Origin of the sequence: Sphingobacterium sp. LRF_L2 (assembly GCF_965644235.1) — a bacterium.
Classification (GTDB): Bacteria; Bacteroidota; Bacteroidia; order Sphingobacteriales; family Sphingobacteriaceae; genus Sphingobacterium.
Window position 1 is genome coordinate 215,416 of record NZ_CBFFRI010000009.1, and the last position, 22,202, is coordinate 237,617.

The following is a 22,202-nucleotide window of genomic DNA, read 5'->3' on the forward strand; positions in this document are numbered from 1 at the left end:
AACATAAAGAAATAGAATTATCAAAAAAAAACGCTAATCTTGGTATTTATTCGTAAATCAGCCCTGATTGTCGAGCATTACGTTCAACAATTTAACCGAATCCCCCTCTCTTGATCAAACAGAAGTTCCATTTCTTGCTTTCTCAAGCCCCCCTTCCCTGTCTTCACGTCACGAAATAATATCTGTATAAAAAATAGATGGATAGGCATTTAAGATTTTTGTTTTCATTTTTTTTAATCGTCAATTCTTAAAAAATCACCCTTTTTATTAAATTCTAACTCCAATCCATTAGAAATTTTTACTTCATACATTTGACGACTTCGTTTGATTTCTACCACAAAGTTATTGGGAAAGCTTTTATCAATATATTTCAAAATAGCAGCAGGAGTAATTTTTAAGGGGACTTGTTTTCTTTTCATTTTCACTTTCGTCCAATTTCCTGTAGCATCAAATTCTACTTTAGATCCATCACGTAGAACAACTTCGTATTCTTTAAATATCATATATTCGGTATCTAGAGTCACACTGACAACATTATCCTCTGCGAAGTATTGTTTAATAAAACTTTGTCCTTTAGTTGGCAGCTGGTCAAAAGGAATAGGTTTTTCTGCGGCCGATAGAAAACTATATGTCGAAACCAACAGAAAAACAACGAGAATATACCGTATCATTTTCATATTTTTTACTTTTATTGATCAAAGATGAAAATTGATTTGGGAAAGATTTGGGAAAGGGAATGCCCAATCAGGGATTTACAAAGACATGTTTAACCGTGAAAAGATGTTGCCCCTCGGAGTATTTGTAATCTATTTCCATTAGTGGATAGGAATCAATAATGGATTTCACGATTGCAAGGCCTAAACCATTGGATTTACTATCCTGTGTTTCTTTGTAAAATCGGCGAAAGATATTAGCGGTATCCAAGGCTTCACGTTTACCCGTATTTGCTACACTAAAATGATCCGGTTGAAAAACAAGGGACACAGTCCCTCCCTCATCTATATTATACCGAATGGCATTCCGCAGTAGATTAGAAAGGAGTACCAAAGCAAGGTCTTTATTCATTTCTAATAGAAATTGTCCCTGTTCAACAAATTCCAATTGGATTTCCTTGAATTCAAATAAATCTTTTAAATCCTCGCATAATGCTCTTGCTAATACATTGAAGTTGACTTCCTCTACCGCAGTGAACTGCTTGTTTTCTATGCGAGACAACATCAAAAGAGCTTTATTTAAGTGAACGAGCCGTTGTAGCGATGCTGTTGAATTTTGAATCTGGGTCAACTGATTTTCGTTTAAGGATTCATCCTCCATCAGCAAATCCAATTTATTAATTGTAATGGCTAAAGGTGTCTGGAGCTCATGTGCCGCATTTTCAATAAATCGCTTTTGCTCATTAAAAACGTCCTCGTTACGTTTCCACATGCGTTGGATTTCTTCATTCAACCTATTAAATTCAACCACATTCGTGTGAATGGGTCTCAGGGACTCGCGTTTACCAAAACGATAATGGTTTACATTTTCGAGTATACTATTGAATGGTTTCCACGTTTTTCGCAATACAAAACCGTTGATTAGATACATGCCAGCAATTAATATGGCATACAAAACGATTAATGCTGTCGTCAAATCGTAAATCAAGTCGTCTTCTTCCACCGTTGAAGTTCTTATTTCTAACAAATAAGGCTTTCTATCTGTCGCATAAAAACCGGTTCTTAAAATTCTATAAGGTTCTTGTTCGTCATCATAAGGCATATAAAAGAACTCACTAGACAGTTTGTTCTCTTCGAAAGATTCACTTTCGTCGGTCGCGGGACTAACCCGGAATTGACTTATACCGAATTCTCTCGTCTGCAAAAGATCCGGATATTTGTAAATCTCTCTTAGAATTTCGATCTTTTGATTTTTGAGCCCGTCATCGACGTTATCATAGACCTCATCTAAAATATATGCATAAAACAATGCCGCCCAAATCGTTATAATAACAAAAAATGCAATACTTAGGTAACGTAATGTATAGGTCTTTAATGAAATTTGCATATTCAGATTAATTTATAACCAACTCCATATACAGCTTGAAAATCGACATCGGCTTGATTATCTTTTAGTTTTTTTCTTAAATTTTTAATTTGAGAATAGATAAAATCTAAGCTATCGGACTGGTCTGCATGATCGCCCCAAACCGCTTCAGCCAAAGTTGTCTTCGGAATCAGCTTTTCTGGTCTAATGAGAAAATAGTAAAGCAAGTCGTATTCTTTGCGGTTCAATTGGACATCAAGGCCACGGATGGCTAATCTTCTATCTTCAGGAAATAAACAAACATTCTTATAGCATATTGATTGTTCGCCATGTTGATTATTTCGACGGATGACAGTTTTAATACGAGCGAAGAGTTCCGCCAAATGGAAGGGTTTCGCCAGATAATCATCGGCACCTAATTCTAAACCTGCTACTTTATCTTCAACAGCATCTTTTGCGGAAACAATAATAACGGAATCTGCTTTTCCTAGTGCTTTCAGCTCGCGAAGCAAATTAAGGCCATCTCCTCCAGGAAGCATAATATCAAGTAAAACACAGTCATAGTTATAACTGACAATCTTTGCCAGACCACTGACGTAATCGTCCGCAGTCGCCACAATGAACTGCTCTTGCTCTAAAAAATCCCGAATAACCTCACGGAGGTCTTTTTCATCTTCAACAACTAGTATTTTCATGTGAAACTAAACTACAACATTAAAGCTAAAGTTAGGAAAGAATTAGGAATATGAAAAAATGGCCCTTTTTCAACCAATGGATAGAAAACCATATCAAGAATAGCAGCGAGCAAATAAATACTTCACCATAAATTAAACATTTACGGTTGTTTTACGTTTTTATGTTATAATTTTATTTATTGAATAACGTCATTTTTGTAATATAATAATAAAACCGCCTTGAATCGATTTGGACGAATAGCTTTAAAAACCATACTTTGGATCATCGGTAGTGTAATAGCCCTGATTCTATTACTAATTTTTCTTATTCGTATTCCTGCCGTACAGAATTATGTGGTCGGTAAGGTAACGAACTATCTTGAAAACAAAATCGGAACCCCCGTTTCTATCGGCTATGTTAATATCACTTTCCCTAAAAAGCTTGTTCTAGAACGGGTATATTTCGAGGATCAATCGAAAGATACATTGATCGCCGGTGAAAAACTATTGGTCGATATCAATATGTTCAAGCTTTTAAAAAATACCGTAGAAATTGAAGAATTAGAACTGGAAGGAATTACCGCTAAAATTAGCCGAACGTTGCCCGATAGCGCTTTTAACTTTGATTACATCGTTAAAGCATTTTCTTCGGAAAAAGAATCTACGACACCTTCAGACAGCTCTTCTTCTTTAATATTTGACATTGATGATGTGCAATTTGACAGAATTCACTTTGTCTATAACGATGAGGTTATTGGCACCAATGCAGATATCCATCTAAAACATTTCGACACGAAAGTAAAACGCTTTGAATTAACAAATAATATGGCATTTTCTATGCCTGATGTCAACATAGACGGACTCACCGCAATCGTCAAACAATGGCAACCTATTGCTGAAGAACAAACACCCTCGCTGGATGATTTCGGCATTACAGATTCTTCGGCTCAAAAGACCTCATTATTACCTGATATCGAAATAAAGAACATCGATCTCGCTAATATTTTGGTGCGTTATGAGGATGCATCTTCTTTGATGGATACTAAATTTGATATCAAGAGATTAACAGCGAGTATCAAGCAAATCGACCTCAACAAAGAAATCGTCTTGCTGGAAGATGTTGCCCTTGATGAGTCTGATTCGGAAATTCTATTTGAAAAAAAAGTGCAACAAATAACAAAAAACACGAGTGATACCAGCACTGCGGAAAACACACCCATGAACTGGGTCGTATCTGCGGATCGGCTCGTGGTCAATAAAACCAACGTACATTTTAAAGACGATAATCAACCACGAATGAAAGGGTTTGATTATGGAAATATAAAAATCAGTGATTTTTTTGGGGAACTTGAAAATCTTTACTATTCCGCAGATTCGATTTCCGGATCCCTGCAAAATTTAACGATGAAAGATCATTCGGGTTTTACAGTCAAAAAAATGACTGCTGATTTTGTGTATGGAAATCGTGGTGTAGAAATCAAGAATCTCCTCGCCGAGACGCCTTACACGACTATTCGTGATTACGTCAAAGTATCTTATCCGTCGTTAGAAGCACTTTCCAAAAATCCGAATTTAGTTGAAGTAGATGCAAAAATCCGAAAAACAACGATCGATATGCGGGATATTCGGTATTTCGTTCCTGATTTGGATACGATGCAGGTTATGAAACCTCTTCTAGCGCGTTCCTTTTATATTGATGGCTCTGTTCGTGGTAAACTTAACGACCTCAATATACCAAATATTGAATTTAAGACCTTAAGTAAAACACACCTGATTGCCAGTGCGCGTATAAAAGGGTTACCTGATGTAGAAAAGATGGATATCAATCTAAACTTAAAGAAATTTACAACAGGTAAAGTGGATATCGAACGCTTAGTTTCCAAATCATTACTTCCAGATAGTATACAGATGCCCAATGCCATCAGTTTGTCGGGAACGTTTAAAGGAGGAATGACAGGTTTCAATACCGATATGCGTCTCATTACGGAAAAAGGTAATGCTACCGTAAATGGCAATTTGAAAATGGGTAAACGCGATACCACCTATGATGCCTATGTCACGATAGACAATTTTAATATCGGAAGTTTATTGAAGCAAGATTCCGTACTGGGAGTCTTATCGGCGGAGGCAAAGGTTGTAGGTACAGGATTGAATCCTAAAAACATGAATGCCACTATACAAGGAAGCCTAAATCAATTGGAGGCTATGGGTTACACCTATAAAAATATTCATTTAGACGTGCAGGCAAACGATGGTGATATTGCTGGTACAATCGACAGCCCAGATCCTAATATTCAGCTTCACTTGGATTTCGCAGCGGATATGCGAAATACCTATCCTAAAGTTCAAGCTACGTTAATGGTAGATAGTGTGAATCTGCATAACTTAAAATTAATGAACGAGAATTTCCGTTACCACGGGAAAGTTGTAGCGGACTTTGAAACGGCTGATCCAAATTTCTTGAATGGCTCTATTACGGTATCAAATTCATCGATTGCGTATGATGATGCGCGTTATACGTTAGATACGATTTCTTTGCGTGCGTCTGCTGACACAACGAGGAATATGCTGGTTCTGCAATCGGAATTTTTGAAAGCCCACTTGGTCGGAAAATATAAATTAACTGAGCTTAGTGCTTCGATACAAGATATTGTTAAAATGTATTATAATCCGAAAGGATCTACGGAAACAGGGCTAAAATATGATCCTCAGAATTTTGAATTCAGTGCTTCTCTAAATAATTCCCGATTTATCCGTGATTTTCTACCCGAGCTTGAAGAGATGCGTGATGTCACACTCGATGGAACTTTTGACAGTGAATCGAAAAGTATCATGGCTAAACTGATTGCTCCGAAAATTCTTTATAATGGAACATTGATCGAAAATGTAGGTGTTGATATTACGACGGCGGATAGTACATTATATTATTCAGCACTGATCAACAAAATAAAAGTGAATAATATTGAATTGAGTAATACCGTATTGAGTGGAAGTGTGATTGAAAATAACCTTGATTTTGGTTTGTGGATTAAGGATAAGTTTGAAAAGGAACAATACCATCTTGGAGCACGCATGCAAGTAGCTGAGAATAATTACATTTTAAGTCTTAAGGAAGATGGTTTAATGTTAAATTATGAAAAATGGACGATAGATTCTGCAAATAGATTAAGTTTCGGAACAGATGGTATACATGCGCAAACTTTTCGTTTAAGCAACAAGGGACAGGAATTTGTTATCCAATCAAAAGACTCGACATTAAATGCGCCTATAGATTTGAACTTTAAAAATTTCCGCATCGAGACGTTCACTGAAATTTTAGAGTCTGAAACGCTAAATTTAGGTGGCGGCATAAACGGTACAGCTACCGTTTCTCGTCTGGAGAGCAGCCCCGTCTTCGTCTCTGACTTGAATATCGAAAAGTTTTACTTCGGAAAGGATACTATTGGTAATGTATTAGTAAAAGTAGACAACGTAAAAGAAAACACATTCTCTGCCGAAATAGAAATCACAGATAACGGAAACAACGTCAAGTTAATGGGTGATTTCGTGAGCCAGCCAGGGGAACCATCAACGATTGATGCTACTCTATCTTTGCAACCTATGAAATTGACGACTATTCAAGCCTTCAGCCTAGGTTACTTGGAAGATTGTGCGGGCGATTTAGTGGGTGATTTAAAAATTTCAGGAACGTTAGATGCTCCACGCATCAACGGTGATCTTATTTTTCAAAAAGCAAAACTAAATGTAGCGATGTTGAATGCGGATATGATGATGGACAACCAAGCTATACGTTTTAGTAACCAAGGTATTCAATTTCGACAATTTGAAATTAAAGACTCTAGAGGGAATTCTACTCGTTTAAATGGTAGCATCCGTACTACGAATTATACGGACTTTGATTTCAACCTCAATCTGAATATGGATGATTTTGCTGCCGTAAATTCAACAAGGGAAGATAATGATTTATTCTTTGGACAATTATACCTCACTTCTAACCTACGCATCACTGGAAATTTAGATAATCCTCGTGTGGATGGAAATATTAAGGCGAATGATAAAACAAATTTTGTTTTTATTGTACCTAATGATGATCCAGGAATTGCACAACGCGACGGCGTTGTCAAGTTTGTCAACCGCAGCGACACCGCGAGGGCAAATGTATTTGCTCGTTTAGATTCGATGACAACAGCGACAAAGCTATCAGGCTACGATATCGCCTTGAATTTATCAACAGATCGTGATGCGAAGTTTAAAGTTATCCTAGACGAAGGAACACAGGATGCACTAAACATTCAAGGTATAGCTGAGCTGAATACGACCATTGATGCGAGCGACAAAATTACAATGTCAGGAACATTTACTGTTGAAAAAGGGGATTATACTTTTTCATTAGGGCCAATATCAAAACCTTTTCTTTTCCAAAAAGGAAGCACAATCACGTGGAACGGAGATCCGCTCGATGCCCGTCTTGATATTACGGCTATATATAGGAACCGCTTTTCAACACTTGAACTTGTTCAATCTCAAGTAGGCTCAGAGAGTCAAAATCTATACAAACAACGTATCCCGTTTGATGTCAAGCTTATCCTTACTGGTGAGTTATTTAAACCAGAAATAAACTTTGACATCGATCTTGATGAGAACAATGCCATCGCTTCGCAAGATGTTATCAGCAAAGTGAATATTGCGCTCGCTAATATCCGATCCGATCCGGCAGAATTAAACAAACAAGTATTTTCGCTCATCGCATTAGGTCGATTTATGTCCTCTAATCCTTTCGAAAGTCTTTCTGGAGGCGGAGGCGCAGAAGGTTTGGCAAGAAGCACAGTCAGTTCATTCCTTACTAGCCAGTTGAATAATCTGGCTTCGGACCTCATAAAAGGCGTGGAACTTGATTTCAATCTCCAATCGGAGGAAGATTATCTTACGGGAAGTGCAGAGACACGTACAGATCTGAATGTCGGTGTTTCGAAAATGTTGTTTGATGACCGTCTAAAAATTACAATCGGCTCTAATTTTGAGGTGGAAGGCAACAGCCGACCGGGAGAAAAGGCGAGTAACATTGCGGGAGATATTTCTTTAGAATACCAGCTTTCAAAAGATGGACGTTATTTTGCGCGTGTCTATCGCAAAAATCAATACCAGGCTACTCTTCAAGGACAATTCGTAGAAACAGGTATTGGCTTTATCATCAATATGAGCTATGATAAATTTAAGGAGCTGTTTATGAATTCCAAAGCTCTGGAACAATACTATAATACTGATAGTCGTCGTTTTAGACGTCGATTTGATGTGGAGCGTATGGAAAGCGACTCAGTCTACCGCGACAGTGTACGCCTAGTGATTCGCGATAGTCTTATGCAACATAGCCCTGAGTTTAGAAAACGTATGGAGGAACGTGCAAAGGAGCAACAAACACCGGATAGCAGCAAAAATGAGAAACCTGATAGCAGCAATCGTATTATTCGTAAAGAAGAGATTGATGCTCCACAAAAAAAGCAAGCAGAAAAGGACAGCAAAGATTCTACAGAGAGCAAAATAAATGCGACACAAACTACACCACGAGATGAAGAAGATGAAAGGAGGAGTCATGAAAATTAAGGTCTGTTCTGCAGCAACATATTTTATCGTTTTGCTCTTTATTGCCGCCTGTAACCCGACAAAATACTTGACGGAAGAAGAAAAATTGTATAACAAAGGAAATGTACATCTTCCACAAGACACACTTTCTAACGAGAAACGAGAAGGTTATGAAGAGCATCTTGAAGGATTGCTCACGCCGAAACCTAACAAAAAATTATTGGGTATGCGGATCAAACTTGGTCTTTATAACATGGGAGGTGGACCAGATACGGCGAAGAGCGGCATAAAAAGATGGATAAAAAAACAGGGGGAGAAACCGGTCTTGTTAAGTGATGTCAATCGAGAATACAATGAAAATTTACTCCGCAACACATTGGAAAATCTCGGTTTTTTTAATGCGTATGTTACTTCCGACACAAGTATCGATGGTAAATTTGCAGAAGTGAATTACAATGCCTTCCCAGGCAAAATTTACCGCATCGCAAAGGTTGATTTCGAGGTAGATTCTACGATGCACTTGGGCAGAGATATCCTAAATACCAAAGATAGCTCCTTACTCAAAGTGGGTCGGAACTACAACCTCGATGTGATCTTAAATGAACGGGATCGGATAGACAACGACTTAAAGAATAAAGGTTACTATTATTTCTCTCCGGATAATATTCTCGTTGAAGTAGATAGCACAAAAGGGGATCATCAAGTGGATATGTATGTCACGATCAAACCAGAAACTGCCCCGAAGGCTAAATCTCCACAGAAAATCGGAAACATTTTTATTTACCCAAATTACAAACAAACATCTGAAGGTTTTCAAACGGCCCGCCCCCGAAAATCGCAATTATTTCGCAACAACTATTATATAATTGATCCTGAGAACACCTACAGGAAGCCTGTTTTGGCCAATCATATTTTCTTCCATAAAGGCGATACGTATAACCGCAACGATCATAACATGACGATTAGCCATTTAGTAAACCTAAATGCTTTTAAGTTTGTAAAAAATAGTTTTGTGGATAGTCCGGATTCGGCGAACACGATGGATGTGTATTATTATCTAACCCCCATGCAAAGAAAAGCGCTTCGTTTCGAGATTCTCGGAAAGACTGCTTCCGTTTATAATGGGACGGAAGCAAATGTCAGTTGGACACTACGAAATGCTTTCAAAGGTTTTGAGACACTTAGTGTTTCTGTATTTGGTGGATATGAAACCCAGACTGGTGGAAATGTGAACCTGAATTCGAGTTATATTCGTTATGGCGCTGAGGTGGGAATCGTCTGGCCCAGGTTATTATCACCGTATAAATGGGCACCATCGAGACGGTTCATTCCAAAAACATATACAAAAGTTGGCTATGAGTTCTTAAATCGTAGAAATGCATACACACTTAATTCATTGACGATGAATTTCGGTTACAATTGGAAAGAAAACGAACAGAAACAACATGACTTGGCCGTTGCAGAAATTACCTATGTGCAACCTCGTAATATCACCGATGCTTATCGTGCACAGATGGATACGGTACCTACCTTAAGGCATATTGTTGATCCACAGTTTTCGTTTGGACCGAATTATTCATTCACGTTTACAAATTCTACCGAATCTTCACGTAAACATACTTTTTATGTAAAAACGGGATTGAATACATCGGGAAATGTCCTTGGACTGATACAGGGAGCTAGTTACAAAAATGACAATGTTAAAAATCTGTTTGGTACGGCCTATGCTCAGTTCGTAAAGGCGGAAGCTGATTTTAGACACTACATGAAACTCTCTCCTAGTTCTCAATTGGCATCACGTATTATGATAGGGACCAGTTATTCGTATGGTAACTCGCAGTCACTCCCCTATCTTAAGCAATATTTTTCTGGAGGACCAAATGGCCTAAGATCTTTTCGAGCACGCGCTGTAGGCCCGGGTACTGCCTATCCTGAAAATATTGGCGAAGACAACTTTTTTGCGGATCAAACTGGAGATTTCAAATTGGAACTTAATACAGAATACCGCGCTAATATAACCGGAATCTTTAATTGGGCGGCTTTTATAGATGCTGGTAATATATGGCTTCAACGACAAGATGACAACAAGCCAGGGGGCAAACTATCTAAGAATTTTTACAAAGAGCTCGCTGTTGGCGGTGGATTGGGTTTGCGATTTGACTTAGATTTCCTAATTATACGTACTGATCTTGCTATACCTTTCCGAGTTCCTTATCGGGAAGCAGGTGACCGTTGGGTATTCAAGTATATTGATATACGTGATTCTGAATGGCGAAAAGACAATTTAGTTTTCAACTTGGCTATTGGCTATCCGTTCTAATTTTACAATCAACTACATAAACACCATAACGCATGGGCATCCTTTGCTCATGCGTTATGTGTATAATAAACCACGACAATTCTATCCATCACTTCTTATCATTAAATGACAAACATCTTACTTGTCCGCCTGTTAATCCTATAACTTTTTAGTATATTTATATACATCGCAGTTCTTACCACAAAATCCAGAAAATATGAAAATTACAGTTATTGGAGCAGGCGCAGTCGGGGCCACTACAGCCGACAATTTAGTAAGAAGAAACATTGCAGAGGAAATTGTATTGCTTGATATTAAAGAAGGTGTTGCAGAGGGAAAAGCGCAAGATATTATGCAGACATCGGCACTTTTAGGCTTTAATAGCAAAATAGTAGGGGTTACAAACGACTATTTATCTACGGCTGGATCAGCCGTTGCCGTAATAACATCAGGTATTCCAAGAAAACCAGGAATGACGCGCGAGGAACTAATAGGGACTAATGCGGGGATTGTGAAAACGGTCGTCGAAAACTTGATTAAATATTCACCAGAGATTATCATATTAGTCGTGTCTAACCCTATGGATACGATGACCTACTTAGCTTTAAAAGTTAGTGGTTTACCTAAAAATAGAATCATTGGTATGGGGGGAGCATTGGATTCTGCTCGATTCAAATATCAGATCGCCGAGAAGCTGAATGCATCTGCAAATGATCTAAATGCTATTGTAATTGGGGGGCACGGAGACACGACAATGATTCCACTTATCAAGCACGCCACGTGGAACAGCGTTCCTGTCCATCAGTTTTTAACTGAAGAGGAAGAAGCAGATATTGTGAAGAAGACAATGGTTGGCGGGGCGACCTTGACAGCACTTATCGGAACGTCAGCTTGGTATGCTCCTGGTGCTGCAGCTGCAGCAATGGCGGAAAGTATCGTACATGATCAAAACCGGCTGTTTACAGCTTCTGTTTTTCTCGATGGCGAGTTTGATGAATCTGATATTAACATTGGTGTACCCGTTATCATCAATAAAAATGGTTGGGAAAAGATAGTACCTCTTCACCTTTCGGAGGAAGAAAAGCAGGCATTTAGTAAGAGTGCAGATGCCGTACGGGCCATGAATAAGGTTTTAAAGGATAGCGAAATCATCTAGTCGCCACCGCTAGCCTAGGTTTTTCGGTGTTATACATCTTATTCGAGATTTACAATTTGATAATTTAGATTTATAGATAATCCGCTTTGTTTATAAATCTAAATTTATCTAAGTTTAGCCATGCAAAAAATTCCTTTAGAAATTCTTGAACTCCAAGGCGACGGTTACCACCTTCTTTTAGATGTCTACCTATTTGATAAACCTTTTAAAATGGTATTAGACACAGGTGCTTCCAAAACCGTCCTAGACAAAGAAACACTCCTCCATTCTGGCATTTCAGAAGATACTTTTCAAAACACCGATATTCTCTCCACGGGTCTAGGAACAAACTCGATGCAAAGTTTCGTATTGAATATTCCTCTTTTCAAGATACACAGCTGGCAACAAAAAAACTTTGAAACTGCTGTCTTGGATCTCAGTTCGATAAACTATGCTTATGAACAAATGAATCTACCACGTGTAATAGGAGTTGTTGGAGGAGATATTTTACGTCCTTTCGGTGCAAAAATTGATTACACAAAAAAAATGCTCACCTTGCGAGACCGTAAACTAAAATTTAAATAAGCGGCGGTGTATATGTTGGCGCAAATAAACATAGTAACATAGCGCTATCAAAATCCCGGCGCCCCCCATCATATACAAGGTGATTTTAATACCATAGTATTCGGCTACCGCGCCGACCAGCAACGTTCCAATAGGTGCCACACCTTGAAATGCCATCACGTAGTAACTTATCGCTCTAGCCCGGTAACTCGGCATAGCGTGAGTTTGCAAATAGGTGTTTATGGATGAATTTTGCATCATCATAGCGAGAGATACAAATGTGGTAAACAGCAAAGCGGTGGGTAGAAAATGAGCAAAAGCTAATAAACATAACGAAACACCCATCATCAGTGCAGAAAAAAGAACACGATAACGAAGATTTTGACCAGTCTTGAGTCTAGCCATATTAATTGCACCGAGCATTGCTCCAAATCCCGCTGCACTTTCAAACCAGGAAAAAGTGGATTCATTCCCCGAAAAAAGATCTTTTGCCACGGCGGGTAACAACGACGTGTAGGGAATGACGAGTAAACTCGAAAACGTTAAAACCACAATCAATGATGATATATGTGGGGAGCGTTTTAAATAAGCGAAGCCTTCCTTTAGTGCAATCCAATTGCTTACTGTAGTCAGCTTGTTGCTATCTTCTTGGACGCGCATCATAAGTAAACAGAGGATCACCGGTATAAAACTGATAAAATTGATACCGAAACAAACAAACTCGCCATAATTTGTCAGCAAAACACCACCGATGGCAGGTCCCACCATTCGCGCTGCATTGAAAATTGAAGAGTTCAGTGCAATAGCATTTGGCAGATCTTTTTTATTATCAACCAATGAAACCATAAGAGACTGCCTTCCCAACACATCAAAAGCATTGACAACCCCTTGAATGAATCCTAAAAAAGATAAGAGAAAAACAGTTTCCCAATGGAGCCCTACGACTAATGTCAATACACCTGCTTGGATCATAAGCCCAATCTGCGTCAGAAATACCAATCTATATTTTTTGTGCTTATCGACAAAAGATCCTATAAATGGAGAAAGTATTAATGAAGGCAATAAGGAGACAAATTGGACAAAACCAAGCCAAAATACAGAATTAGTCATCTCATAAACTAACCAGCTGATCGCGACACGCTGCATCCAGGTGCCTAAAAGCGAGATTGCCTGCCCAATAACATGAAGTCTAAAATTCGGATAAGATAGTGATCTGAATATATCCATTCGGGATAAAAAATGTTTTGCTCAAACTTAATAAGTTTGAAAATAATATAGCTATTTTTGTAACGTATACAAACAACATTATGTTTTAGTTTCTTTTTTAATTTATTATAAATCAATCACCCATCAAACATGAAATTTTTTATTGACACCGCAAATTTAGCGCAAATCAAAGAAGCGCAAGACCTAGGAGTTTTAGACGGCGTAACGACCAATCCTAGTCTTATGGCTAAAGAAGGCATCAGCGGCGAAGAAAATGTAATCAATCATTATAAAGCTATCTGCGACATCGTTGATGGCGATGTAAGTGCGGAGGTCATCTCAACAGACTACGAAAACATGATCAAAGAAGGCGAGATATTAGCTGCTCTTAATCCGAAGATTGTGGTCAAAGTTCCTATGATTAAAGACGGTGTAAAAGCCATTAAATATTTTAGTCAAAAAGGTATCAAAACAAACTGTACTTTGGTATTCTCTTCTGGACAAGCATTGTTAGCAGCGAAAGCTGGAGCTACCTACGTTTCTCCATTCATCGGTCGTTTAGATGACATCTCTGTAGATGGTCTTGGTTTAATCGAAGAGATTCGCTTGATCTATGATAACTACGGATTCAAAACACAAATCTTAGCAGCTTCAGTCCGTAATAGCTCGCATATTTTAGGCTGTGCAAAGATCGGCGCGGATGTAATGACTGGCCCTCTTTCTGCTATCGTATCGCTATTAAAACACCCGTTAACTGATAGTGGTTTAGCACAATTTTTGGCTGACCATGCGAAAGCTGCTGGTAAATAATATTGAAAAATCGCTAGTGTTTTTAGCGTAAATAGAACTCCCTACTTCTTCGGCTGTAGGGAGTTTTTTTTATGATATCATTCCATAGCAATAACGGATAAAAAAACTTTATCCTAGGAAAACCTTTTACTAAAAGTCCCATTATCCACACGCTATATATTCAAATATTTACCAAATTTTCTGTAATTTTACCTATACCATGACAAGTGTAACAACAGACAAAACGAGAGACTTCAGTCGCTTATTAAAACAAAGCGGCCTGAAAATAACTCCGCACAGATTGCGTGTTTTAGAAGAAATAACGCATAAAGATGCAGCTATTTCACAACCTGATTTGGAAAAAATTGTAGGTAAAGAGATTGATAGAGTTACCCTATATCGTATACTATCGAGCTTTGAAGAAAAGGGTATAGTTCATAAAATATTTGATTTGAATGGTACAGCAACATACGCCATTTGCACAGCCGACTGTTCAGAGAATCATCATCATGATCAACATATTCATTTTATATGTTCTGTATGTAATAGTGTTTATTGTTTACAGGAAGTCAGTATGCCGAAGATCAATCTTCCTCCTCATTTCACACTTCATTCTATCGCGTTAAACGCGGTTGGTCTATGTGAAAATTGCGAAAAGGTAAAAGAATAGATAACAGACAAAATAAGATTAAAAAAGAGACACCTTCACTACATGGAGGTGTTTTTTTGTATCTAATTTACTTTTAAAAATTTTATCAAAATAAACATATAAACATCTTTATCAATACATTAATTTAAATAAAATAAATTTTTTATTTAAATTAATATTTTAGCAAAACATAAAAAAGAAGAATGATTTAGAGATAAACTAGCTTAGATAAGGTTTTATTTAAAATTATTTAGCAAAACACAATCACAAAAACCTATTAATCATTTAAATAAATAAGCTAAAATAAACAAAAAAGTAATAATTTATAAATTTCGACCAATCAGCGATAGTCCTGAGCATTTTTTACGTATATTAGATTATACATTCGGCGACAGGATTTCCAAAAGAAGAGATGTCATGGGCAAAAATCTCTCTCCTATCCTACAAAAAAAATTTTTAGCGCCGGCAGTAATTTTTAACAGTATGAAACAAAAAAAAGAAAATCCTTACAAGGAAGTATTAACCCAATTGATTGTCGATATATTTGAAAAATCCAAAAACACACCATTAAACTATAAGCAGATCGCTGCCAAATTAAATTTGGGTGATCCGGATTCAAAAATCACTATTGCTGACATTTTATCTGACGAATCAAAATCTGGCAAATTCCGGCAAATTGAAAGAGGAAAATTCAAACTCCGACAATTGAACATGTATGTAAGAGGAAAAGTGGATATGACTGCTGATGGCTCGGCATATATTGTTCCAGAGGACGAATTTGAAAACGACATCTATATTGCTCCCCGTAAACTTCGACAAGCGCTACATAATGACATTGTCAAAGTTCACGTTTACGAACGAGGAAAAGGGCGTAAAAAAGAAGGCGAAGTTGTAGAAATTATACAAAGGGCAAAAACCGATTTTACAGGAACAATCGATATTACGAACGGTTACGCTTTTTTTCTTCCTGATGACAGAAAAATGCTTCACGACATTTTCATTCCACTGGACAATCTCAATGGCGCGAAGAAGGGTGAAAAAGTCTTGGTCAGTATTATTGAATGGCCCACAAATGCAAAGAACCCAATCGGTAAAGTAAAAAATATTTTGGGCAAGAAAGGAGAAAACAATACGGAAATGAACGCTATCCTCGCGGATTTCGGATTTCCACTGTCCTTTCCAAAAGAAGTCGAACATGAAGCTGAATCAATATCGGATAAAATTTCTTCAGACGAGATAAGCAAAAGAAGAGACTTCAGGGAGATTCTGACATTTACTATAGACCCTTTCGATGCTAAAGATTTTGATGATGCGATTTCGTTTCAAAAATTGGAGAATGGCAATTTTGAAATTGGCGTACATATAGCAGACGTATCGCACTATGTTATTCCAGAAACAGCATTAGATAAGGAGGCATACGAAAGAGCGACATCCGTTTATCTTGTAGATAGGGTTATACCTATGCTTCCAGAAAGACTATCCAATGGATTGTGCTCACTGCGACCCAATGAAGATAAACTTTGCTTTTCTGCCGTTTTTGAAATGGATGAAAATGCAACAGTACTGGATCAATGGTTTGGCAGAACGATCATAAATTCTAATCGTCGCTTTACGTATGAAGAAGCGCAAGAAATAATCGAAAACAAAGAGGGCGAGTTTGCTGAAGAAATCTTAAAGTTGAATGAACTTGCTTATGTGTTACGGGAACGTAAGTTTAAAAATGGAGCCATAAGTTTTGAAAGTGAAGAAGTAAAATTCAACCTAGACGACAAGGGAAAACCTATTGGCGTTTATACAAAGGTACGAAAGGATGCCCATAAGTTGATCGAGGACTTTATGCTGTTAGCAAACAGAAAAGTTGCTGAATTTATCGGAAAGCAGGGACGTGGAAAAAACAAGCTCACTTTCGTATATCGATTTCACGACACACCGAATCCAGAAACATTGACGACATTTTCACAATTCGCCTCTAGATTTGGTCACAAACTATCCATAAAGAGTGACAAAGAAACCGCTAAATCACTAAATGCCCTGATGAGTAAGATAGAAGGAAGCAAAGAACAGAATTTGTTGACTTCTCTCGCGGTGCGATCTATGGCAAAGGCAATATACACAACAAAGAGCAGCAGTCATTATGGATTAGCTTTCGACTATTATACCCACTTCACCTCGCCTATCCGACGCTACCCTGATGTGATGGTACACCGGCTATTGCAATTCTATTTGGACGGGGGGCAAAAAGTGAACGCTGAACATTATGAGAAAATGTCGGAACATTCTTCACAAATGGAAAAAAAGGCTGCAGAAGCTGAACGCGCATCAATTAAATACAAACAGGCGGAATTTCTTCAAGAACAGATTGGCGCAGAATATACAGGTATTGTATCTGGTGTGACAGAATGGGGAATGTATGTAGAAATTGAAGAAAACAAATGTGAGGGTATGGTTCGCCTTCGCGATATCACCGACGACTTTTACACATTGGACGAAAAGAATTACGCGATCATCGGACAACGAAAAAAAAAGAAATACCAATTAGGGGATGAAGTACAAATTAAAGTAAAAAAAGTAGACCTGGAAAAAAGACAGATCGACTTTACACTGCTTTCCTAGTTATAGCTATAGAATCGCGGCGATAAGACTATCAATGCGATTCTATATATTTAGCGGCTATTGCCCTCTTGTTAACCTCTCGAAAAATCAAGCATTTTACCCGCTGAAAAAGAGAGCCTGCCTCCCTCCGCAAACCTCCTTTATATTACCTTATTTTACAAAAATTCAGAACCCTTAACTATTAAAATAAGAGAAAGAGAGAATTCTTCAAAAAAAATTAATACACACCCCTTTACAGTCTGATTTATTCTACTTATCTTTGCGGACTTAAAAATTAATTTTAAACAAATTAAAAAAACAAAAACAGGTAAATGCCTACTATTCAACAATTAGTTAGAAAAGGTAGAGTAGCTCTGGAAGATAAGAGTAAATCTCCAGCGTTGGACTCATGTCCACAGCGAAGAGGCGTGTGTACTCGTGTATACACTACTACCCCTAAAAAACCAAACTCAGCAATGCGTAAAGTAGCTCGTGTACGTTTAACAAACGGTAAAGAGGTGAATGCTTACATCCCAGGTGAAGGCCACAACTTACAAGAGCACTCGATCGTATTAATCCGTGGTGGTCGTGTGAAAGACTTACCAGGTGTGCGTTACCACATCATCCGTGGTGCACTAGATACATCAGGAGTTGCAGGACGTAACCAACGTCGTTCTAAATACGGAACAAAACGCCCTAAACCAGGACAACCGGCAGCGGCTCCTGCAAAAGGTAAAAAGAAATAATTAAACGGAGGAAAAGAAAATGAGAAAGTCAAAACCAAAAAAGAGAATCATTTTACCTGATCCAAAGTTTAACGACACTCAGGTAACACGTTTCGTAAATAACATGATGGTTGATGGTAAGAAATCAACAGCATATGCAATTTTTTATGATGCGGTAGAATTAGTAGAACAAAAGACACAAGAGAGTGGTCTTGAGGCTTGGAAAAAAGCGTTAAACAACGTTATGCCAGCTGTAGAGGTTAAATCTCGTCGTGTTGGTGGTGCCAACTTCCAAGTTCCTATGGAAGTTCGTCCTGAGCGTAAAATTGCTTTAGGGATGAAATGGTTAATTTCTTATGCACGTAAACGTGGTGAGAAAAACATGTTCGAAAAATTAGCAGGAGAAATCATTTCAGCTTCTAAAGGTGAAGGTGCTGCTGTGAAGAAGAAAGAAGATACGCATAAAATGGCGGAAGCTAATAAAGCGTTCTCACACTTCAGATTCTAATTTTGAATACAACGAATTAAATATGATGACACCGACTGTCAATAAGCGATACAAGCCTTATTACAGTCGGTGTATTTATTTTTTTCAAATAATATTGCACAAAAACAAGCTTTCAAAGCAAACTGCATAAATATATTATGGCAAGAGATTTAAAATTCACTAGAAATATCGGTATCGCTGCGCACATTGATGCTGGTAAAACTACAACAACTGAGCGTATTCTTTACTACTCAGGTGTTAACCATAAAATTGGTGAAGTACACGAAGGTGCTTCTACAATGGACTGGATGGAGCAAGAAGCTGAGCGTGGTATCACGATCACTTCTGCTGCAACAACTGTATTCTGGAACTACCGTGGAAACAAATACCAAGTCAACGTAATCGATACTCCAGGACACGTTGACTTTACCGTAGAGGTAAACCGTTCTTTACGTGTACTTGATGGACTAGTATTCTTGTTCTCCGCTGTTGATGGTGTTGAGCCTCAATCAGAGACTAACTGGCGTTTGGCTGACAACTACAAAGTGCCTCGCATCGGTTTCGTTAATAAAATGGACCGCTCAGGTGCTGACTTCTTAAAAGTTGTTAAGCAAGTGAAAGATATGTTGGGTTCTGAAGCTGTAGCATTACAATTACCTATCGGAGCTGAAGATACCTTTACAGGTGTAGTTGACTTAATTAACAACCGTGGTATCGTTTGGAATGAGCATGACAAAGGAATGACTTTTACTGAAGTTCCAATTCCTGAAGATATGCTTGATGAAGTTGCGGAATACCGTGAGAAATTATTGGAAGCTGTTGCAGGGTACGATGAGTCATTGATGGAGAAATTCTTTGAAGATCCAAACTCATTGACAGAACGTGAGATATTAAACGCTTTACGTGCTGCTGTATTGGATAACTCTATCGTTCCTATGGTTTGTGGTTCGTCTTTCAAAAACAAAGGTGTACAAACTATGTTGGATCTTGTGATGGAATTATTGCCTTCACCATTGGATTCAGAAGGTGTTAAAGGTACACACCCTGATTCAGGAGAAGAGTTACTTCGTAAACCAAGTGTAAACGAGCCTTTCGCAGCATTAGGTTTCAAAATTGCGACGGATCCATTTGTTGGCCGTTTGTGTTTCATTCGCGCATATTCAGGTAAGCTTGAGGCAGGTTCTTATGTATTGAACACTCGTTCAGGAAATAAAGAACGTATCTCTCGTATCTTCCAGATGCACGCAAATAAGCAAAACCCTATTCCTTTTATCGAGGCTGGTGATATCGGTGCGGTAGTAGGTTTCAAGGATATCAAAACTGGTGATACATTATGTGATGAAAAATCACCTATCGTTTTAGAATCAATGGTATTCCCTGAGCCAGTTATTGGTTTGGCTATCGAACCTAAAACACAGGCAGATGTTGATAAATTGGGTATTGGTCTTGGAAAATTAGCTGAAGAGGACCCTACTTTCGTAGTAAAATCTGATGAGGAAACTGGTCAAACAGTTATCTCTGGAATGGGTGAGCTCCACTTAGAGATCTTGATCGATCGTTTAAAACGTGAATTTAAGGTTGAAGTAAATCAAGGAGCCCCTCAAGTAGCCTACAAAGAATCTATCAAAGGTACTTCTGAGCACCGTGAAGTTTATAAAAAACAATCAGGTGGTCGTGGTAAATTTGCGGATATCAAAGTTGTTGTATCTCCAATTGATGAGGATTACGACACTTCAAAATCAGCTCTTCAATTCGTAAACGAAATCGTGGGTGGTGCTATTCCTAAAGAATATATTCCATCTGTTCAAAAAGGTTTCGAAAGCTCATTGAAAAATGGTGTATTGGCAGGATATCCACTATCAGGAATGAAAGTTCGTTTGATTGATGGTTCATTCCACGCAGTCGATTCAGATTCATTATCTTTCGAATTGGCAGCGAAAATGGCATACCGTGAAGCATTACCAAAATGTTCTCCTGTATTGATGGAGCCTATCATGAAAGTAGAAGTATTGACTCCTGAAGAGAACATGGGTGATGTAATGGGTGACTTAAACCGTCGTCGTGGTCAAATGCAAGGATTAGACTCTCGTAATGGTGCTCAGGTAATCAAAGCATTAGTACCTCTTTCTGAGATGTTTGGTTATGTAACACAATTACGTACTATCACTTCAGGCCGTGCAACTTCAACTATGGAATTTGATCACTATGAAGAAGCTCCTCGTAACGTTGCTGAAGAAGTAATTGCAAAATCTAAAGGTAAAGTTAAAGGATCAGTAGAATAGTCCTTATTTAAAATAAACCGACCTCCTATTGTGAATAGCTCTAATGGGAGGTCATCTTAAAAACAAATAAAATGAGCCAAAGAATCAGAATTAAATTGAAATCTTACGATTACAATTTGGTTGACAAATCAGCTGAAAAAATCGTAAAAACTGTAAAACCTACAGGTGCAGTTGTTAGTGGTCCTATTCCATTGCCTACTGAGAAAAAAATCTATACTGTTTTACGTTCACCACACGTTAACAAAAAAGCACGTGAGCAATTTCAATTGTGTGCTTACAAGAGATTATTAGATATCTATTCTTCTAACTCTAAAACTGTTGACGCATTGATGAAACTTGAGCTACCTTCAGGTGTTGAAGTTGAAATCAAAGTGTGATAGATTTCAAGTACTGAAAAAAAATAAAAGAGGCCTCCTTGCGGGGCCTCTTTTACGTTATAACTATTTCGCTTAAAATTGGAAACCAACACCGAATGATAAAACGCGATTGGAAACTTTATCACCTCCGTTGTATATATTGGTCAAACCAAGACCATACCCCGCATTTATTAAGAATCCGTTAGATAATTTATAGCCAGCCATAAAGTTCGCCCCCGCATCAATAACCTTCATCTCACCGTCTCCACTACCGAAATTAATATCAGTTTCGATATCACCGCTTCCGTAATCTGTCGTTCCTTTATTTTTTTCTTTACCACTTACATTAAAACCAATATATGGACCTGCACCAAGGAAGACATTTCCGCTACCTGCAGGAATCCAAAATACAGCATTAACAGGAACTTCGATTGACATTGTATTTATCGTATTGGTACCGTCAAAACCTTCGATGTCATATTTCAACTTACTGCCCTTACCTTGCAAGGAAACTCCTGGCTGGATAGAGAATTGTGGTGCTACTGGTAGATCCGCAAACCCCGTTACATAAAAAGATGGATTCATCTTTTGAAAATCATTTATATCTGATCCTAAGCCACTATATTTTCCTAAATTGACTCCAGCTTTCAAACCCCAGCTCGTCTGGGCCTGAGCACCTGCAGCTAGTAACAAAGCCGCACCTAAAGAAAGTAAAATCTTTTTCATATTCTTATTTTTTTGTTTTTAACTATCTCTATCATGCAACATTCAGACCAAAACATTTTCGAAACAAAAACACGAAACACAACACATTTATTTACAATCATTTAATTTAAAAAAAAGAC

General features: G+C 38.0%; 16 protein-coding genes. 11 read left to right on the top strand and 5 right to left on the bottom strand.

From position 1 onward, the window contains the following. Positions 1 to 233: 233 nt before the first annotated feature. From ACSZOX_RS18425 to ACSZOX_RS18435, 3 genes are all read right to left on the bottom strand, one after another. Positions 234 to 677, bottom strand: a complete 444-nt coding sequence (locus tag ACSZOX_RS18425) for a PepSY-like domain-containing protein (RefSeq protein WP_437921658.1) — start codon at positions 675 to 677, stop codon at positions 234 to 236. Between the two features lie 67 nt (positions 678 to 744). Next, positions 745 to 2,040, bottom strand: a complete 1,296-nt coding sequence (locus ACSZOX_RS18430) for a sensor histidine kinase (protein ID WP_437921659.1) — start codon at positions 2,038 to 2,040, stop codon at positions 745 to 747. A 2-nt stretch (positions 2,041 to 2,042) separates the two neighbouring features. Next, entirely contained in the window at positions 2,043 to 2,714 is a 672-nt protein-coding gene (locus ACSZOX_RS18435) for a response regulator transcription factor (RefSeq protein WP_437921660.1), read from the bottom strand. 219 nt (positions 2,715 to 2,933) lie between these two features. Between ACSZOX_RS18435 and ACSZOX_RS18440 the strand changes: the two genes are divergently transcribed. From ACSZOX_RS18440 to ACSZOX_RS18455, 4 genes are all read left to right on the top strand, one after another. Next, positions 2,934 to 8,294 carry a translocation/assembly module TamB domain-containing protein gene (locus ACSZOX_RS18440; protein WP_437921661.1) on the top strand — a complete coding sequence of 1,787 codons (5,361 nt, stop codon included), beginning with the start codon at positions 2,934 to 2,936 and terminating at the stop codon, positions 8,292 to 8,294. Further along, positions 8,260 to 10,593, top strand: a complete 2,334-nt coding sequence (locus tag ACSZOX_RS18445; protein ID WP_437921662.1) for a BamA/TamA family outer membrane protein — start codon at positions 8,260 to 8,262, stop codon at positions 10,591 to 10,593. The genes ACSZOX_RS18440 and ACSZOX_RS18445 overlap by 35 nt, the downstream gene beginning before the upstream one ends. Positions 10,594 to 10,789: 196 nt before the next feature. Beyond that, positions 10,790 to 11,728 carry a malate dehydrogenase gene (locus ACSZOX_RS18450; protein WP_437921663.1) on the top strand — a complete coding sequence of 313 codons (939 nt, stop codon included), beginning with the start codon at positions 10,790 to 10,792 and terminating at the stop codon, positions 11,726 to 11,728. Between the two features lie 120 nt (positions 11,729 to 11,848). After that, positions 11,849 to 12,292 carry an aspartyl protease family protein gene (locus ACSZOX_RS18455; protein ID WP_437921664.1) on the top strand — a complete coding sequence of 148 codons (444 nt, stop codon included), beginning with the start codon at positions 11,849 to 11,851 and terminating at the stop codon, positions 12,290 to 12,292. Here ACSZOX_RS18455 and ACSZOX_RS18460 read toward each other — a convergent pair. Further along, positions 12,278 to 13,498, bottom strand: a complete 1,221-nt coding sequence (locus ACSZOX_RS18460; protein WP_437921665.1) for an MFS transporter — start codon at positions 13,496 to 13,498, stop codon at positions 12,278 to 12,280. The two genes, ACSZOX_RS18455 and ACSZOX_RS18460, sit on opposite strands and share 15 nt — an antisense overlap. A 129-nt stretch (positions 13,499 to 13,627) precedes the next feature. On the opposite strand from ACSZOX_RS18460, the gene fsa reads away from it, so the two are divergent. The 7 genes from fsa to rpsJ all read left to right on the top strand — a co-directional run bounded on the left by fsa (position 13,628) and on the right by rpsJ (position 21,378). Then, positions 13,628 to 14,287 (top strand): fructose-6-phosphate aldolase, encoded by a 660-nt coding sequence (fsa, locus tag ACSZOX_RS18465; protein ID WP_437921666.1) that lies wholly within the window; start codon positions 13,628 to 13,630, stop codon positions 14,285 to 14,287. Positions 14,288 to 14,486: 199 nt separating this feature from the next. Beyond that, positions 14,487 to 14,936, top strand: coding sequence for a Fur family transcriptional regulator (locus tag ACSZOX_RS18470; protein ID WP_437921667.1), 450 nt, complete (start codon positions 14,487 to 14,489; stop codon positions 14,934 to 14,936). Positions 14,937 to 15,398: 462 nt separating this feature from the next. Continuing rightward, complete coding sequence (rnr, locus tag ACSZOX_RS18475) at positions 15,399 to 17,528, top strand: ribonuclease R (RefSeq protein WP_437921668.1); 2,130 nt, start codon at positions 15,399 to 15,401, stop codon at positions 17,526 to 17,528. Positions 17,529 to 17,839: 311 nt separating this feature from the next. Continuing rightward, positions 17,840 to 18,253 (top strand): 30S ribosomal protein S12, encoded by a 414-nt coding sequence (gene rpsL / locus ACSZOX_RS18480; RefSeq protein WP_095703446.1) that lies wholly within the window; start codon positions 17,840 to 17,842, stop codon positions 18,251 to 18,253. A gap of 19 nt (positions 18,254 to 18,272) precedes the next feature. Further along, the gene (rpsG, locus tag ACSZOX_RS18485) at positions 18,273 to 18,740 is read left to right on the top strand and encodes a 30S ribosomal protein S7 (protein ID WP_437921669.1); all 468 of its coding nucleotides are present in this window, start codon (positions 18,273 to 18,275) and stop codon (positions 18,738 to 18,740) included. A gap of 137 nt (positions 18,741 to 18,877) precedes the next feature. Then, the gene (gene fusA / locus ACSZOX_RS18490) at positions 18,878 to 21,001 is read left to right on the top strand and encodes an elongation factor G (protein WP_437921670.1); all 2,124 of its coding nucleotides are present in this window, start codon (positions 18,878 to 18,880) and stop codon (positions 20,999 to 21,001) included. Positions 21,002 to 21,072: 71 nt separating this feature from the next. Further along, a complete protein-coding gene (gene rpsJ / locus ACSZOX_RS18495; RefSeq protein WP_002993539.1) occupies positions 21,073 to 21,378 on the top strand; it encodes a 30S ribosomal protein S10 in 306 nt (101 codons plus the stop codon). 72 nt (positions 21,379 to 21,450) lie between these two features. On the opposite strand, the gene ACSZOX_RS18500 is transcribed toward rpsJ, so the two are convergent. After that, the gene (locus ACSZOX_RS18500; protein WP_437921671.1) at positions 21,451 to 22,083 is read right to left on the bottom strand and encodes a porin family protein; all 633 of its coding nucleotides are present in this window, start codon (positions 22,081 to 22,083) and stop codon (positions 21,451 to 21,453) included. Between the last annotated feature and the right edge of the window lie 119 nt (positions 22,084 to 22,202).